This window comes from Candidatus Omnitrophota bacterium (assembly GCA_041648975.1).
Taxonomy (GTDB): Bacteria; Omnitrophota; Gorgyraeia; order 2-01-FULL-45-10; family 2-01-FULL-45-10; genus JAQUSE01.
Genome location: JBAZNZ010000013.1, coordinates 45,457 through 60,607, shown reverse-complemented (window position 1 = coordinate 60,607; position 15,151 = coordinate 45,457). Strand labels below are relative to the sequence as shown.

General features: G+C 51.7%; 16 protein-coding genes. All 16 read right to left on the bottom strand.

Features of this window, described 5'->3' with window-relative positions:
• Nucleotides 1–98: 98 nt before the first annotated feature.
• Nucleotides 99–887, bottom strand: a complete 789-nt coding sequence (locus WC592_05225) for a dihydropteroate synthase (protein MFA4981854.1) — start codon at nt 885–887, stop codon at nt 99–101.
• Between the two features lie 18 nt (nt 888–905).
• Complete coding sequence (locus tag WC592_05220; GenBank protein MFA4981853.1) at nt 906–1,823, bottom strand: acetyl-CoA decarbonylase/synthase complex subunit delta; 918 nt, start codon at nt 1,821–1,823, stop codon at nt 906–908.
• A complete protein-coding gene (locus WC592_05215) occupies nt 1,792–2,568 on the bottom strand; it encodes an AAA family ATPase (protein ID MFA4981852.1) in 777 nt (258 codons plus the stop codon). Before WC592_05215 ends, WC592_05220 begins: the two co-directional genes overlap by 32 nt.
• Complete coding sequence (locus WC592_05210) at nt 2,565–4,454, bottom strand: ASKHA domain-containing protein (protein ID MFA4981851.1); 1,890 nt, start codon at nt 4,452–4,454, stop codon at nt 2,565–2,567. Before WC592_05210 ends, WC592_05215 begins: the two co-directional genes overlap by 4 nt.
• The gene (gene acsC / locus WC592_05205) at nt 4,455–5,786 is read right to left on the bottom strand and encodes an acetyl-CoA decarbonylase/synthase complex subunit gamma (GenBank protein ID MFA4981850.1); all 1,332 of its coding nucleotides are present in this window, start codon (nt 5,784–5,786) and stop codon (nt 4,455–4,457) included.
• A gap of 12 nt (nt 5,787–5,798) precedes the next feature.
• Nucleotides 5,799–6,341 (bottom strand): hypothetical protein, encoded by a 543-nt coding sequence (locus WC592_05200; GenBank protein MFA4981849.1) that lies wholly within the window; start codon nt 6,339–6,341, stop codon nt 5,799–5,801.
• Between the two features lie 2 nt (nt 6,342–6,343).
• Nucleotides 6,344–8,551 (bottom strand): acetyl-CoA decarbonylase/synthase complex subunit alpha/beta, encoded by a 2,208-nt coding sequence (gene acsB / locus WC592_05195; protein ID MFA4981848.1) that lies wholly within the window; start codon nt 8,549–8,551, stop codon nt 6,344–6,346.
• Between the two features lie 13 nt (nt 8,552–8,564).
• Nucleotides 8,565–9,431 (bottom strand): methylenetetrahydrofolate reductase, encoded by an 867-nt coding sequence (locus WC592_05190; GenBank protein ID MFA4981847.1) that lies wholly within the window; start codon nt 9,429–9,431, stop codon nt 8,565–8,567.
• Nucleotides 9,428–10,294 carry a bifunctional 5,10-methylenetetrahydrofolate dehydrogenase/5,10-methenyltetrahydrofolate cyclohydrolase gene (locus WC592_05185; protein ID MFA4981846.1) on the bottom strand — a complete coding sequence of 289 codons (867 nt, stop codon included), beginning with the start codon at nt 10,292–10,294 and terminating at the stop codon, nt 9,428–9,430. The genes WC592_05190 and WC592_05185 overlap by 4 nt, the downstream gene beginning before the upstream one ends.
• A gap of 10 nt (nt 10,295–10,304) precedes the next feature.
• Nucleotides 10,305–10,913: a cyclodeaminase/cyclohydrolase family protein gene (locus tag WC592_05180; GenBank protein ID MFA4981845.1), complete on the bottom strand. Its 609-nt coding sequence runs from the start codon at nt 10,911–10,913 to the stop codon at nt 10,305–10,307.
• 138 nt (nt 10,914–11,051) lie between these two features.
• Nucleotides 11,052–11,687 (bottom strand): ribonuclease HII, encoded by a 636-nt coding sequence (locus WC592_05175; GenBank protein ID MFA4981844.1) that lies wholly within the window; start codon nt 11,685–11,687, stop codon nt 11,052–11,054.
• On the bottom strand, nt 11,620–12,015 hold the full coding sequence (gene rplS, locus WC592_05170; protein MFA4981843.1) for a 50S ribosomal protein L19: 396 nt from the start codon (nt 12,013–12,015) through the stop codon (nt 11,620–11,622). The genes WC592_05175 and rplS overlap by 68 nt, the downstream gene beginning before the upstream one ends.
• A gap of 31 nt (nt 12,016–12,046) precedes the next feature.
• Nucleotides 12,047–12,799: a tRNA (guanosine(37)-N1)-methyltransferase TrmD gene (gene trmD, locus WC592_05165; protein ID MFA4981842.1), complete on the bottom strand. Its 753-nt coding sequence runs from the start codon at nt 12,797–12,799 to the stop codon at nt 12,047–12,049.
• A 58-nt stretch (nt 12,800–12,857) separates the two neighbouring features.
• Nucleotides 12,858–13,103 (bottom strand): 30S ribosomal protein S16, encoded by a 246-nt coding sequence (gene rpsP / locus WC592_05160; GenBank protein ID MFA4981841.1) that lies wholly within the window; start codon nt 13,101–13,103, stop codon nt 12,858–12,860.
• A gap of 122 nt (nt 13,104–13,225) precedes the next feature.
• The gene (gene murA / locus WC592_05155) at nt 13,226–14,491 is read right to left on the bottom strand and encodes a UDP-N-acetylglucosamine 1-carboxyvinyltransferase (GenBank protein MFA4981840.1); all 1,266 of its coding nucleotides are present in this window, start codon (nt 14,489–14,491) and stop codon (nt 13,226–13,228) included.
• Nucleotides 14,484–15,149 (bottom strand): peptide chain release factor N(5)-glutamine methyltransferase, encoded by a 666-nt coding sequence (prmC, locus tag WC592_05150; GenBank protein MFA4981839.1) that lies wholly within the window; start codon nt 15,147–15,149, stop codon nt 14,484–14,486. The genes murA and prmC overlap by 8 nt, the downstream gene beginning before the upstream one ends.
• Nucleotides 15,150–15,151: the final 2 nt, after the last annotated feature.

Here is a 15,151-nt window from a genome sequence, read left to right as displayed (position 1 = left end):
GTACGAGAAATTTTACCGAGCGTAATTTTCACATGGCTGAAAATTACGCGTCCTGAGCGAACCACTCGACACAGCACATTCGGCTGTGTCGAAAAATTTTACTGTTTCCTATACGCATCGAGGAACGAGTCGCAGTAGATATTCTTATTCAGAACAAGTTCCGCCGTTATCATCGCGTCCATAAGTTCCGTATCGAGCGGGTCAAGTATAGCAGCCGTGAGGCCGTTCGCGATCGCCATCGTAAGGAACGTCCGGTTTATGAGGCTGCGGAATTTTGTGCTCTGCGATACGTTAGACAGCCCGATGACCGCCTGCGGCGCGGGATCCGAGAGATGAGCGAATTCCCTGATAGACTCCAGGACCTCGAGCCCTTGCGTTTGCGCCACGTTGACCGGCAAAACTATCGGATCGAGATAGATGTCTTCAGTATTCATCCCGCACTCCATGGCTTTCGCTACGATGGTCGCGGCGAGCTCAAGCCTTTTCTCCTTGGTATTGGGGACCCCCGTTTTATCCATCGTAAGTCCTATGACCTGAGTATTATATTTCTTTGCAAGGCCGAATACGATACTCATCTTCTCTTCGTCGGCATTAGTAGAATTTATTATAGCGCGCCTTTTGGCCAGCCTCAACCCCTCTTCTATCACATCGGCTTTTGTCGAATCGAGCGACAAAGAAACGTCCGTGACCTTCTGGATCGATTCCACGAGCCATCTCATATCGTCTTTCGGATTCTTCGAATACGGGCCGGTATTGACGTCCAGGACTGTCGCGCCTGCCTTGACCTGGTCGAGCGCCAGATGCTGTATGACGTCGCCCTCTTTATTGATGATCGCCTTTCCTACATCCTTGTACATGCCGTTTATAAGTTCGCCGATCACTATCATTGGATCCCCCGCTCATCATTATTTTTTCATCAGAACGTCTATATATTTTCCAACCGCTTTTGCCGCTTCCGGATGGCGCAGCACTATCAGGTCAGCGCCTGCCTGGATCATCGATACGGCGGTGGCCGCTTCCCAGTTCACGCCCTGCCGTAACCCGGATTCTTTCGCTTCTTTGATCCTCCATGTCTCCTGGCCGACAAAAAGTATGAACGGCATCGAGAGCATCTTGTCGCCGATGAACGCGGCAAGCCGCGCGCGCTCCATTATGGAATATACGTATTCCATCCCGTACCCCAGGGATGTAGTGGTCGGATGCATGACGATCTTAGAGGGATCGAGTCCCATGTCGCTTATCAATATATTCACCTGCTTGGCGATATTTATATCTATAGGCGATTCGGCGATTATTGAATGGCCGTCGGCCAGCGTCGTCGCGGCGAGCGTCTTATAGTTGTTCTGTGTTGCGGCTCCGAGCAGAACATTTTCGCCTTTCATAGCCTGGCTAGCCTTAGGCAGGAGGTCGTTGTCCAACTCATCGTCCCCGCAGCCGACCACGATGAGCGGCACTTTTACAGCGGACGCTATCGATTTCAGCACAGAAACGGCCTTGTCCGGAGAAACATTTCCGCAATCCGGATGGACGCTCTGCAGCCTGACGCATAAGGCCCTTGCCCCAAAATCTTCAACGCACTTTTTGGCCCACGCCGCCGGATCCTTCACGGAATCGCCGAACGGCTCTTTAAGCTGGTCGGGCCAGTCTGATGGCTCGCAATCGAGTATCTCAAAAGCTATCACAGGCGCATTCGGAGTATCGCCTTCCTCGAACAGGAACGGCAGGCTTGTCTCTCCCCCGATTTTTATGGCCTTGGGTCCCGTTCCGACGCTCACGACATTTATCGCGCCGCTATATTTTTCCTTCAGTAATTCTATCGGCATTTTTAACCTCTGTTATTTTTCTCAATATTCCCGTTATCGTATTTTTAACCGCCGCGCTGTCCAATTCGAACACCGGCCGGTTAGAGATATTCCAATCTATCAGGGCCTGTTCATGCGGCACTGTGCCCGCTACGGCCAGGCCCGTCGCCTTGATCTCATCGGCTATATTCTCGATAGGTCCCGCGACCTTATTTATCACCAGGAAAGCGTTCCCGATCTTTATGCCGAGTTCCTTTGCCAGGTCATATATCTTTTTCGCCGACCTGACGCCGGCTATCGAATAGTCGCTGACCACGACGAGCGAGCTCATCCCTCTCATAGTTCGCCTCGATATATGCTCCATGCCTGCCGCATTATCTATTACAACGAAATCATAATTGGAGCTTATTTTGTCGATTATATTTCTCAGAAGGCTGTTTACGTAACAATAACATCCCGGCCCCTCCGGACGGCCCATCACGAGCATGTCAAAATCCCTATTTTCGACGAGCGCCTCCTGGACCTTCATCTCTATAAAACGGTCTTTGGTCATGCCGGAAGGTATCTTGTCCATGTTCCTGGAAACCTCCTCGCAAATACCTACTATCGTCTGAGGGCTATTTATCCCGAGCGAGTCCGCCAGACATGAATTCGGGTCCGCGTCTATGGCAAGAAGCGCGCCCTTCTTTTGCGATATAAGCGCGTCGATAAATAACGCGGATATAGTAGTCTTTCCTGTCCCGCCTTTTCCATTGACAGCGATCACCGTATTGATGGGAACCTCCCTATGTCCGTATGCGGAAAGAATAACGACGCGACATATTCGTCCATGTAATTGGGTTCCGAGCTTAAGTCGATATAAGTGATATTCTTACAAATCTCATGGGCCCTTAAGAATGCCTCATGAGACTCAAGCGACATCCTGGCGCCGGCAAGGGACGAGTTCCCGATAAATTGATAAACGCTCCGGTCGATATCGGGGAAGAGGCCTATATATACTGAATTCTCTATATTGAGGTAATTGCCGAAACCTCCGGCAATGTAAATCTTCCTGACCTCGCCGATATCTTTTTCTACCTTGTTCAGCAGCGTAATTATGGCGCTGTATATGGCCCCTTTGGACCTTTTCAAATTTTCTATGTCGTCTTCTGTTATGACGATATCCCTGCCTATATCCGTCTCGCTCGCGAACGCGACGACGAATTCATAAGTGGTCTCGCCCTTCCTGACACGATTTGACTTTATATCGCGCCTGATCTTCCCGTCCTTCCCGATGACCTTGCGTTTCAGCATCCGGCACAGGAGATCGATGTAGCCTGAACCGCATATACCCTTGGGTTTCGCTCCGCCGATCGTTCCGACTTTAACGTTAAGGGCCTCGTCTATATCGACCTTTTGCGCGGCGCCTTTTACTGCCTTCATGCCGTGGCTTAAGCCGCTGCCCTCAAAAGCAGGCCCCGCGCTCGCGGCCGCGCCTATCATCCATTCCTTATTACCGAGGACTATCTCGCCGTTCGTTCCGATGTCGGCTAATAACGTCATATCATCCTGTTGGGCCAATCCACAGGCAAGCACGCCTGCTACTATATCGCCGCCCACATAGGTGCTGACCCCCGGCAGAAACGCTGCCATCCCTTTGGGGTTGATATCCACGCCGACCTCGGACGCGTGCATTGAGGAGAACGATGTCGTTGTCGGCACGTAAGGAGCTTTCCGTATGTTCGATGGGTCTATCTTCAATAAAAGGTGCATCATAGTCATGTTCCCGGCAAAAGTAATACATGAAATATCGCCAAGGCCTACCTTGTGCTCGCAGGTAAGATCATCTATCATCTCATTGATATTATCCAGAACTGCGCCGCAAAGTTGCGCGAGGCCGCCTGGCTCGGACGCGTAGATGATCCTCGTTATGACATCGCTCCCGAACGCGGATTGTTTATTGAAAGCTATCCTGGTCCCGAGAATATCTTTCGTATTCAGGTCGACAAGCTGGCCGGCGACCGTAGTGGTCCCTATGTCGAACGCGAGGCCGAAGTTATTTTTAGATGTATCGCCCGGTTCTATGGCCAATATCTCCAGGGCGCCGTCAATATAAGCGAGGCTCGCGGTAACCTTAAAATCGCTTTCGCGCAGCACGTCCCCGAGATGTGTCACGCTTGTGAGTTTAGCCTGAATGCGGATATGTTCGATCTTCGTTTCAAGGTCCCTGACTATCCTGTCAAGGTCGCTTAAATTGTCATCGGCCGTCGGCTTCGGAAGTTCCAGATACACCTTTCGGACCAATGGAGAGAACTTGTAAATCGCTTCCTGTTTTAACGTCTCTCCTTTTGTAAACTCCTCAGCGTCATGGCTTAAGTTCTCATGAAGCCCGATCGACTCCTTGGGAATGAGCACTTCAATGTCGCTCTCGATGATAGTCTGGCACGCCAGCGCCGCACCCTTCTCGCGCTCCGCCTCGCTTATGAAGCGCGATGAATCGGCCTTGAACTTGCCTTTCTCTATGACGACGCGGCATTTCCCGCAAAGGCCCTCGCCTCCGCAGGCCGCGTTCAGCAATATACCGCATTTTATGGCCGCGCTCAAGATATCAGAGCCTCTCGCGACCCGGACCGACCTACCCTGCGGCTTGAACGTGACGTTGAATTCCTGCAATTATTTCAGGCTCCTCAAAAAATTTGTTATGCCCGAAGCTTCTTTTGGGCCGACAGATACTTTCCAGCCGGATACCTCTTCAAGCTTACCGCTTAATACCGAGACATACCCGGGAATCACGACCTTTCGGTGCGCGACAATATCAGCGATACCGCCGGTTTTTAATGTATCCGCGATCTTCTCCGCGGTAAACTTCTCCGCCGCCCAGGCCGTCAGGACGGACATGCCCTCGGCGTCGCAGGCAATTAGGTAGGAGGGTATCTTGCTGGCCTCCACTTCTCCGGCAACTGTAAAATATGTTATGGAGAAGTTGGTAGTGACCAGCACCGGCGAACTCTTGGAGACTTTGCCTATCTCGTATATCTTAGGCTCTACCTGCACCGGCTTCTGCGGGTCCTGGTAAATATCCTGTCTGGCGACAAGTAAGGGAAAGATATAATCTTTGTCAGTATTCTTTACGATCACGATGCCGGCATACTTCACGACGTATGATATCGCCTCTGCAAGCTCCAGGTCGGGATCGTCGGAATCAGTAAATGCTATTACCGGGTATCCGAGGGGCCTAAAGTTCTTCCTTAAAGCGCTCCTCCTGGCAAAAGTAAAATCCTGTATGCGTTTCGCTATCGACCTGCATTCAAGGTTTATCACAATCTCGCCGACGCCGGCGTTCTTCGCCCTGTCGGTCAATTGCGCCGCTTCATCAAGGCTCTTCGCGCTTACCGCGAGCGGCAAACTGTTATCTTTGGATAATTTAATGAAATCATCGATGGATGAGGGCTCGTCGCATATGATAAGCGGCCGCTTTTCTTTGCATACCTTCAAAGCTTCCCCGGTCGAAGCGGCATCGGCAAAGAGCGCAATATTGAGACCGGATTGGGACACAACCTTTTTTACGACCGCGGCAAAGCGGTCCTTATTGCCGGATGAGGCCTTTACGCATATGAGATCTACGCCTATCTGCTGGCCGACCCTTTCGAATTTTAGCTTGTCTATCTCGGCGACTTTCTTCGCGAGTTCATCATCGCTTAACGTATCCTCCGCCAGGAAACCTATAGCAGCCGGGTGGAAAAATTTCTGCTCGTGGCGATACATGACCGTTTCGTTGCCTATCTCGATCTTGCTGCCGCCGGTACCGATAGTGACAAGCTTCATGGGAGGCTGACTCGCGCTTTCAAGCAACAAGCGCGCCGCAGCTGTCACGTGCGGGCACTTATCGAGCGACACCTTCTTCTGGGCAAGCGCCATCGCAAATGCCAGGCACGTCGCGAATCCGCACTCTTTGCAATTTGTCTTCGGAAGCTGTTTATAAATATCCAACCCTGATAACGCCATTATCCCTCCTGCCTATCTCCTCACAACCTCTATCATCTGTGAAATATACTCAGCTTCAGGCCATGTGTCGAGGACGTCGCCCTCTTTAAGGCCGACCGCAGGATTTCCGACAGCCATTATTTCATACCGTCTTCCCACGTCCTTATTCCCCGGCCTTCCCACAAAAATAAGCGACCCCCAATCGCCTCCGGCCTTGGTTCTCGCCTTGGGCTGTACCCAATAATCCCCTGTAGTCTTCGACCGCACCACCGTCCAGATAGTTACCCCGGAAGCCTTGGCTGTGCCCTCGACGAGCGGCCTTCTGTCCACATATTCGCCGGGCCTGGGAGAGACTATCCGGATCAAACCGCTCTTTGATACGGTCCTGCCGAGCGCCCTGCCGGCTTTCCGCGGTTTTCTCTTTTCGTTCTCCTCGAAATATTTATCCGCGATCTCCAGGGTTAAGCCGAATAACGATATCGACTTCGCGTATTTCATCTTTTCAATATTGAAGAGAAAGAACGCGACGAGGACAAAGACAAAAATAACTATCAGCGCTATGCCTAAGATCTCCATCTTTAAACCAGCGGCGGCATGGTGAGTGCCGGATGCTTGACCTTCTCGAGGTACACCAAAAGGGCTGCCGCATCTGTCGCGATAGTCTCATCCGCTATCTTGTCGAACAGGTCCGGCACGCCTTCCTCTTTGGCGCGAATTTTAAGCCTATCGGCTAGCGCCTCTTTCAGCTCCTTAGGCATCCACACGACCCTCTTCAATCCGCCATCCGCTGAAATAAATTTCTTGCTCACTACATACAGGCGTCCGACCCCGAGGAACCCGGGAGTCTGGTTGCCGCCGCCGACTGAGCTGGCAAGAGTAGTGAACTTCATTCCTGCAGGCGTCTCGCCCGTGTATTCCCTGTTGACGACCATGACACCGTTAGCCTCAGGCACTATCGCTACAATGCACTCGAAACAACCGCACGACGTCATAGGCGATTCCATCAGTGAATATACGGCCATCTCGGATATGTGCTGATGCGACTTATCAGTAACGAACTCATTTATACCCTGCCAAATGCCTTTCGAAAGATCGACGGTCTTTCCCTTCTTGATGGGCTGGTTTCCGCCTGTCGGCGTGATCTCATGCGCGGCCTTCGCGTCCAGCCACGAATACGCGCCGCACAGGCCAAGCCTCTCTGGACTTACAACGCAGACGTGGTCCGGCGCGAAACTCTGGCAGAGCGTACAGCTGTAGAACGTGTCGACGGATTCATCCGTCATTCCCGCAAGCCGCTCATCCCTGGCGTCGAAAGATTTTTTCGCCTCCGGCATCAGCGACTTAACATCGTCCTCTTTTGTATAAACCGTTACCTGGACTTTATCAACGATGGCGCCATATTCGTCATGGAGTTTTGACGCGATGATGTCGCCAAAATGCCTGATCTTGAATCCCGCCTTATGGGCGTCCTTGGAGATCCTCATCCAGTTCATATCGCGCTGGCCCATATGAAATATACCCATAGCGTAATTCAGAAACCTGTGTATCTGGCGCTCCAGGATAGGCTCAAAGTCCTGGACCATCTTCCGTCCGGCAACCTCGACGAATATGCCGAGCGGGTAACTTTCGCCTTCCTTCATGGAAGTTATCTCCGGCCCCACCACCTCGATCTTGCCGTCTTCGATCTCGTCCATCCTGCGCATCTTGAGATATTCGAAGGCTGTTGAATATTTGCCGCCGAACTGGACGAACATGTCGGCCTTCCTCACCCGCTCGCCTTCAAACGCCGCTGAAAACGGGACCGGCACCGGAATTTGAGAGACCTTCACTCTTATGCCGCGCGTCTCTATACATTTCTGCACTATCTTCTTGTAATCCGATTCCTTTATCAGGCACTCTTCGTGCGCGCAGACACCGGGCACCCTTACTTCAGGAAGATCGAGGTCCGTTATTATCGGCACTCCTGCCGCAAGCGCTCCCGCGCCCGTAGCGGCCTTCACCTCATCGACTCCGCCTAATAGCATGACAAATGCCGGCACCCTGTCCTTAACGTAATCGGCGCATGCTTTTGTGTTCCCGGCCTTGATCCCGCCGAATGTAAGCGCCGCCCTTATCGCGAAGTTGAGGACATAGACAACGGATATCGTATCCCTTCCGAAAGGCACCACATAGGATTCGAGCCCCATATGCGCCCCGCCTTCCTTAAGCTGATCCACGATGCTAACCCCGTCCACGTTACCGCCGACAAGCGTAAGTATGTTCCGTTTCTGCAAGTCCCTTACTATATCGACCGCTGTCTTCGCATCAGGCGCTTTCCCGAGAATAACGCCAATCCCTGAAATCCTGCCATCGACCAGCTGTATGCCGAGGCTTCTCAAAAGTGTATCCGGGAAGAATCCGGGACAATCAGCCTGCGGCTCTTCTCCATTCAAATATCTCGCTGCGCATATAACTTCTTCGGCCAGTATAGTCGCGACGCCGGCGTTGAGGCTGTCTTTTAAAAAACTGCTCCAGGCGTCTTCAGCCGGAACTTCCTTTATCACTAAAGTCTTTGCGGTAATTAGGATCGTTTCGGCGTCCGCAAGCGTCCGTGTCTCGAGGCCCAACAGGGCATGCGCAAGCGGAAGATAGAATGCCGTCTCCGGGAACGCTATCTTGCTGTCCGCTCCTTTATCTTTTATCGTTTTGCTTAAAAGCGCGTCTGCCTCTCCGAGGACCTTCTTCGCTCCGTTGACCATCAAGGCGCAAACCTTCTTTATCGTAATTTGTGTAGACACTTTTGACATCCTTTCCCCCTCTTTATAACCCTGCAGCATCCAACACTTGCGGGACTTTTTTATCCCAACCTATGGGCATAATATGTATCCCCTGACACAGGGGTTTCAATTCTTTTATAAGGCGCGCCGATATCTCTATCGACTTGGCCGCTTTGTCTTTTGTCTCTTCCATCTCTTTGATCAGGCTATCCGGAACAAAGACGCCTGCAACGTTTTTGTTCATATATCGTGCCATGCCGGCCGATTTCAATAACACTATACCGGCCAGTATAGGCACCTTGATATGTTTCGCGCTTTCGAGAAATTTTTTAAAAAGCGCAATGTCGTAAACCGCCTGCGTCTGGAAAAATTCCGCGCCGGCGGCGACTTTCTTCTCCATCTTTATGATCTCCGGCTCTAGAGGATCGGCTCCGGGATTGACAACAGCGCCAACGCAAAATTTCGGGGAGCCTTTGAGCGCGTTGCCCTTCATGTCTTTGCCCTGCTGCAAAGTCCTTATCGCGCCGAGAAGCTCGACCGACCCAAGATCAAATACAGGCTTCGCCTCAGGATGGTCGCCGAGACTCGGATAATCCCCGGTCAGCGCTAGGACATTCTCTATGCCGAGAACGTAAGCAGACAAAATGTCCGATTGAAGCGCAAGCCTGTTCCTGTCGCGGCATGTCACCTGAAGTATCGGCTCATGTCCCCGTTCTTTCAGCAACCGGCAGACGGCCAGCGACCCAAGACGCATGACTGAACTCTGCAGGTCTGTGACGTTTATGGCATCGACCCTGCCTTTGATGAGGTCGGCGTCTTCGAGCATCTCCTTTATGTCGACTCCCTTCGGCGGGCCTATCTCGCTCGTCGTGACAAATTTCCCTTGTTTTATCTTTTCGCAGAACGTCATTTCGTATCCGCCTGTTTTTTAAACAACTCGACCGTATTCCTCATCAATATAGTCGTCGTGATCGGCCCCACACCTCCCGGAACAGGCGTAATATACGAAGCTCTCTGCGACGCGGTCTCGAACTCGACGTCGCCGACTATCTTATCGCCGATGCGGTTTATGCCCACATCTATGACAATTGCGCCTTCTTTTACCCAATCGCCCTTTACAATGCCGGCTTTCCCGACAGCTACTATCAATATTTCAGCGCGCTTCACGTGGTCAGGCAGAAGCCCTCGTTCTCCTGTAGCGATATGGCAAACTGTAGTCGTGGCGAATTTATTGAGGAGCATAAGCGCGAGCGGCTTACCCACTATCTCCGAATGGCCAATTATGACTGCCTCTTTCCCGTACAAGTTAACCTTTGTAGATTCCAATAGCTCCATTACGGCCATTGCCGTGCACGGCCCGATCTTATAATTCCCGAGCAATATTTTTCCGAGATTCTGAGGGTGCATTCCCTCCGCGTCTTTATTGGGCGATATCATTACAGAAAGTTTTTTGGCGTCGATACCTTTCGGGGCCGGAAGCTGCAATATCAACGATGTAACGTCTTTGTCGTTGTTAAGGCCTAAAACCGCTTTCTCCGCCTCGGCTTGTGAAATGTTGTCCGGCATGACCTTCAATTCATATTCAATGCCGAGAGTCTCGGCTACTTTCTTCTGCGCCTTTACATATACGGCCGAAGACGCGTTCTCGCCTATCTGCAGGGCCGCGAGCCTGGGCGAGCTTCCATGTCTTGTTTTGAGCGCCTCGACTTCATTTTTAACGGACTGTTTCAACCCTTCAGCGATCACCCTACCTTCTAAAAGTTTCGCCGCCATCTCATCCTCTTTATTTTGAAATTACATCCTCGCACATTTCCAGTATATCTTCTTTCAATTTCGGGGCTTCATTTTCTAGCGGAGATAACGTTCCAGCGACCATCTCTATGAACTTCATGTCCTTTACGTTCTTCAAATTGATAAAGGCGTTGAACTTAGCCGAGAAGAAAGCGCCTTCGAGCAGAATAGCCGCGATCGCGGTATCTGTTATAAGGTTCGGATTGCCATAGCGCGCGAGGTCCGGGCACATCTTAAGGCACTCGAACGATAGCTTACATATCTCGAACGGCGCCTTGACTGACTCTTTATATAGCTCGTCATGCCCCGCAGGGTTCTTACCGCGTACCTTCATACCCTTCGACAGCTTGTTGTACGCCTCAACGTCCTTATCTATCAGGTCTTCAAGCTCATCCCTGAGCTTCTCGATCTTCGCCAGGAGAGGAGCAATCTTTTCGTCGCTGTCCCTATATTTCGGATTTCCTACCGTGTAATTAGCTACCATCGACATTAAGCCGGCTCCTATCGACGCGCTGAGGGCCGCGGCGCTCCCTCCCCCCGGCGCCGGCTTCTTCGCCGCCAGGTCGTTCAGATATTCGCGCAATGTCTTATCTATATACATATCTCAGCTTTCCTTTCAGCCGGTCCGGCTACTCCAGGTCTGCCTTCACAGGTTGTAATAGTCTCTTTATTATGAGCAATATCAGGTTTATTCTAATATAAAGGGCTCATGGGGTCAACAAAAATTGGCCGAGAAAATTTATACCATCAGGTCTTTAACGGGGCGGAAACTGAAGCGGTGGATCGGTGAAGGGCCGTGTTTTTTCAGGGCCTCCTTATGGAACTTGGTACCGTAGCCTTTGTGGCGGGCAAATCCGTATTGCGGGAATGTCTTATCGTACTCCAGCATCATCCTGTCGCGCGTGACCTTCGCTATGATAGAAGCCGCGGCTATAGAAAGACTAAGCGCGTCTCCCCCGACAATACACTTCAGGGGACACCTGGTCACCAACTTGACCCTTCCGTCGACTATTATATAATCAGGCACTACATTGAGGTTCGCTATGGCCAGGTCCATCGCCCTTATTGTGGCGCGATAGATATTCAGGAGGTCTATGATCTTTTCGTCTACCACACCTATTCCGACGGCGCATTTGTCCATTATCTCCGCATAAGCTTTCTCTCTCAACTTCGCGGAGAGCTTCTTTGAGTCGTCGACCCGCTCTTTAAAACAGGCGTCTTTTAATATTACAGCGCCGGCGACAACCGGTCCGGCAAGAGGGCCGCGGCCCGCTTCATCGACGCCCGCTATTGTCTTGTAACCGAGGCTACTTAGCCTCTTCTCGTGCAGGAGCAGCTTCCGGGCCCGTCTGAGAGTGTTCGATCTTCTCGTCAACTCTGGTCTCTTTCCCGACTTTCCGTTTCAGGTAATATAACTTGGCCCTTCTAACATCGCCTTTTTTCATGACCTTTATCTTATCGATCGACGGCGAATGGAGCGGGAATACAATTTCAACGCCTTCTCCATACGATATCTTTCTGACTGTAAACGTCTCGCGCAGGCCCGACCCCGCACGCGCGATCACCACGCCTTCGAAAGTCTGGATGCGCGACTTGCCTTCCTCGACTATTTTTATCTGGACGTCTACCGTATCGCCGACGTTGAATTGGGGGGTGTCTTTCTTTAACTGTTTCGATTCCACCAGGTCTAGGTAATTCTTCATATTTTTCTCCTTTGAAATTTGTTAGTTAATTTTATATGCTTTTGTCTTTGCCCGCCAAAAGATCCGGCCTCCTGCGCGCCGTTCTCTTAAAAGCCTGCGTCTTCCGCCACTCCTCTATCGCTTTATGGTCGCCGCTCATGAGAGTTGCGGGGACCTTCATTGCCTTATATTCAGCGGGCCTTGTATATTGAGGATATTCCAGCAGCCCGCCCTCAAAAGATTCATCGGTTATCGACTCGTCGTCTCCCAGCACACCGGGTATCAGTCTCGTCACGCAATCGACCAGCACCATTGCTGGGATCTCCCCGCACGTCAGGACGTAATCGCCTATCGATATCTCGTCATCCGCAAGTTCCCTGATACGTTCGTCAACTCCTTCGTAATGTCCGCATATGAGGATCAGGCGCTTTTCCCTGGCCAATTCCTTGGCTATTCTTTGATCAAGCTTCCTTCCCTGCGGTGTCAGCAGTATTACCCTTGGCCCGTGGCCTCTGAAATTTTCTACAGAAAATTTCATCCCGCCGCCGCGACGAATAGGAGCGGCAGAGGGATTACCTCTTTTCAGTTCTTTGAGAGCCAGGTATACGGGCTCGATCTTCATCACCATGCCCGGCCCGCCGCCGAAAGGCTTGTCGTCCGCTGTCTTGTGCCGGTCGGATGTCCAGTCCCGGAGATTGTAGACCTCTATCTTCACCAACCCCTTAGCCCGGGCCCGCTTTATTATAGATTCGCCCAGGACGTTCTCGAACATCTTGGGAAATAGCGTCAGAATGTCTATGCGCATAATAAGCTTTCGACTTTTCAGCTTTCGGCGCTGACGGCTGACAGCTGACGGCCTGAAACTACGCCTTGATCCCCTGCTTCTTCAACAGCGTCCTTACGATGGCGGACGGAACCGCCCCGACGCCAAGCCAGTATTCCGCCCGTTCCTTCTTAACCTTGACATTAGCTGGATTGGTCTTCGGGTCATAGAATCCGAGGATCTCTATGGTCTTTGAATCTCTTGCCCTGCGCTTATCCACGACTACGATACGATGAGACGGTTTCTTCGGCGAACCGCCTCTTTTGAGCCTGATGACTGCTGGCATTGTACCCCCTTTTATCCGAGTTTTGTGTAACGTTAAATGTGTAATGTGTAATAAAAATATTCATGACTTTTTTCCATTACACATAGACGCATTACACCAGCATTACACCTTATACATTATACTTATCTTTCCTTCTCTCTCCACACCTTCGCGCCTAAACTGTTCAACTTCTCTTCCAAGTTCTCATAACCTCTGTCGAGGTGGTAGATCCTGTGGATCTCGGTCCTGTCCTTAGCTACGAGGCCCGCGAGTACAAGCGCGGCCGACGCCCTTAAGTCGGACGCCATGACCGGGGCGCCGCTCAGATGTTTGACGCCTTTGACTATCGCGCTCGGGCCCTCTAATATTATTTCGGCTCCCATCCTGCCGAGCTCGCTGACATGGATGAACCTGTCGGGATAAATCTTTTCGGTTATGACGCTTATCCCTTCGGTAACCGACATAAGGCTCATGAACTGCGCCTGCATGTCCGTCGGAAAACCCGGATAAGCGAGCGTCGTTACGTCGAGCGGCTTCAGTTTCCTGACATATCTTGCCCTGATGCCGCTCGGCACTTTCCTGATCTCGAGACCCGCCTCTATCAACTTATCCGCCACAGCTACGAGATGCTCAAACTTGGCGTTTTTGACGGTTATGTCGCCTTTCGTTATCGCGGCGGCTATTATATAAGTACCGGCTTCGATCCTGTCGGAGATTACTGAGTGTTCGGCCCCATGCAGTCTCTTGACGCCTTCAATTATTATCCTGTGCGTGGAGTGCCCTTTTATCCTGGCGCCCATCTTTATCAGGAATGCGGCCAGGTCCACCACTTCCGGCTCGCACGCCGCGTTCTCGATCACGGTCACGCCCTTAATTAGCGTCGCGGCCATCATTACGTTTGCTGTAGCCAGAACGCTTGACCCGAAATGCCCTCCGAGGTATACGCTGCCTCCGCTCATCTTCCTCCCGTCGGCGATAATATACCCCTTCTCAACTTTTATGTCGGCGCCGAGCGCCCTTAGTCCTTTCAAATGCAGATCGATAGGCCTTGGGCCTATGACGCATCCACCCGGAAAAGAGACCTCGGCCATCTTCTGCTTGGCTAAGAGCGGCCCGAGAACGCATACAGACGCGCGCATAGTGCTTACCAGATCATAAGGCGCGCTGTACTTCTTGTATCCTTTCGGCTCGATCGTTATCCGGGAGCCGTCCTGCTGGACCTTCACGCCGAGATTCTTCATGATCCTTAGCATGGTCGACATATCCTTCAGCGCGGGGATATTACTGATAACGGATCTCTCGTCGGAGAGAAGCGCTGCCGCGAGTATCGGAAGGCAGGCGTTCTTCGCTCCGCTTATCTCTACCGAGCCCTGCAATTTACGGCCGCCTTCCACCAACAGCTTATCCATTAGCCACCACTATCCTATCTATACCGTTCCAGTCTTTCACCACAGAGGAGACCTTATACGCCTTCGTCTCCTCAACAATCTTTTTCACATACGCGGATTGCCCAAACCCTATCTCGAACGCAGCAAAACCGCCCTTTTTCATAAAACCAGAAAGGTCCCTGAATATCCTTCGATAAAAATCCAGCCCGTCTGCGCCCCCGTTCAGGGCCAGTCGCGGCTCTTTTAACACGTCCTTAGGGAGCGCGGCAAACTCGTATTCCGCGATATAAGGCGGGTTGGAAACTACTATGTCAAACCTGCCGCTTACAGACCCGAACAGGTCGCTTTCCACAAGATCGATCCGATGGGCAACGCCATGTTTTTCGGTGTTTCGGCGCGCTATGCTCAATGCCGCTGCAGATATATCGGAAGCGACTATTTTACATTCAGGGACTGACTTTGTCAACGCAATTGCTATATTGCCTGAGCCTGTACACAGGTCGAGGATCCTCAAAGATCCTGATTCCGGCAGCCGTCTCCTGGCTTCTTCCGCGACAGTCGCGACAAGTAATTCTGTCTCAGGACGCGGTATTAGCACGTCTTCGTTAACGACCAGGTCGAGGCCGCAGAAGTCCGTCTTCCCCATTATGTACTGCACCGGTGTATATGGCTCTATCATTT

Bases quoted from the DNA above. Each gene is read 5' to 3' on its own strand.
- WC592_05225 (MFA4981854.1), bottom strand. From the start codon at position 887: ATGATAGTGATCGGCGAACTTATAAACGGCATGTACAAGGATGTAGGA.
- WC592_05220 (MFA4981853.1), bottom strand. From the start codon at position 1,823: ATGCCGATAGAATTACTGAAGGAAAAATATAGCGGCGCGATAAATGTC.
- acsC (MFA4981850.1), bottom strand. From the start codon at position 5,786: ATGGCGTTATCAGGGTTGGATATTTATAAACAGCTTCCGAAGACAAAT.
- WC592_05200 (MFA4981849.1), bottom strand. From the start codon at position 6,341: ATGGAGATCTTAGGCATAGCGCTGATAGTTATTTTTGTCTTTGTCCTC.
- acsB (MFA4981848.1), bottom strand. From the start codon at position 8,551: ATGTCAAAAGTGTCTACACAAATTACGATAAAGAAGGTTTGCGCCTTG.
- WC592_05190 (MFA4981847.1), bottom strand. From the start codon at position 9,431: ATGACGTTCTGCGAAAAGATAAAACAAGGGAAATTTGTCACGACGAGC.
- WC592_05185 (MFA4981846.1), bottom strand. From the start codon at position 10,294: ATGGCGGCGAAACTTTTAGAAGGTAGGGTGATCGCTGAAGGGTTGAAA.
- WC592_05180 (MFA4981845.1), bottom strand. From the start codon at position 10,913: ATGTATATAGATAAGACATTGCGCGAATATCTGAACGACCTGGCGGCG.
- rplS (MFA4981843.1), bottom strand. From the start codon at position 12,015: ATGAAGAATTACCTAGACCTGGTGGAATCGAAACAGTTAAAGAAAGAC.
- trmD (MFA4981842.1), bottom strand. From the start codon at position 12,799: ATGCGCATAGACATTCTGACGCTATTTCCCAAGATGTTCGAGAACGTC.
- rpsP (MFA4981841.1), bottom strand. From the start codon at position 13,103: ATGCCAGCAGTCATCAGGCTCAAAAGAGGCGGTTCGCCGAAGAAACCG.
- murA (MFA4981840.1), bottom strand. From the start codon at position 14,491: ATGGATAAGCTGTTGGTGGAAGGCGGCCGTAAATTGCAGGGCTCGGTA.
- prmC (MFA4981839.1), bottom strand. From the start codon at position 15,149: ATGATAGAGCCATATACACCGGTGCAGTACATAATGGGGAAGACGGAC.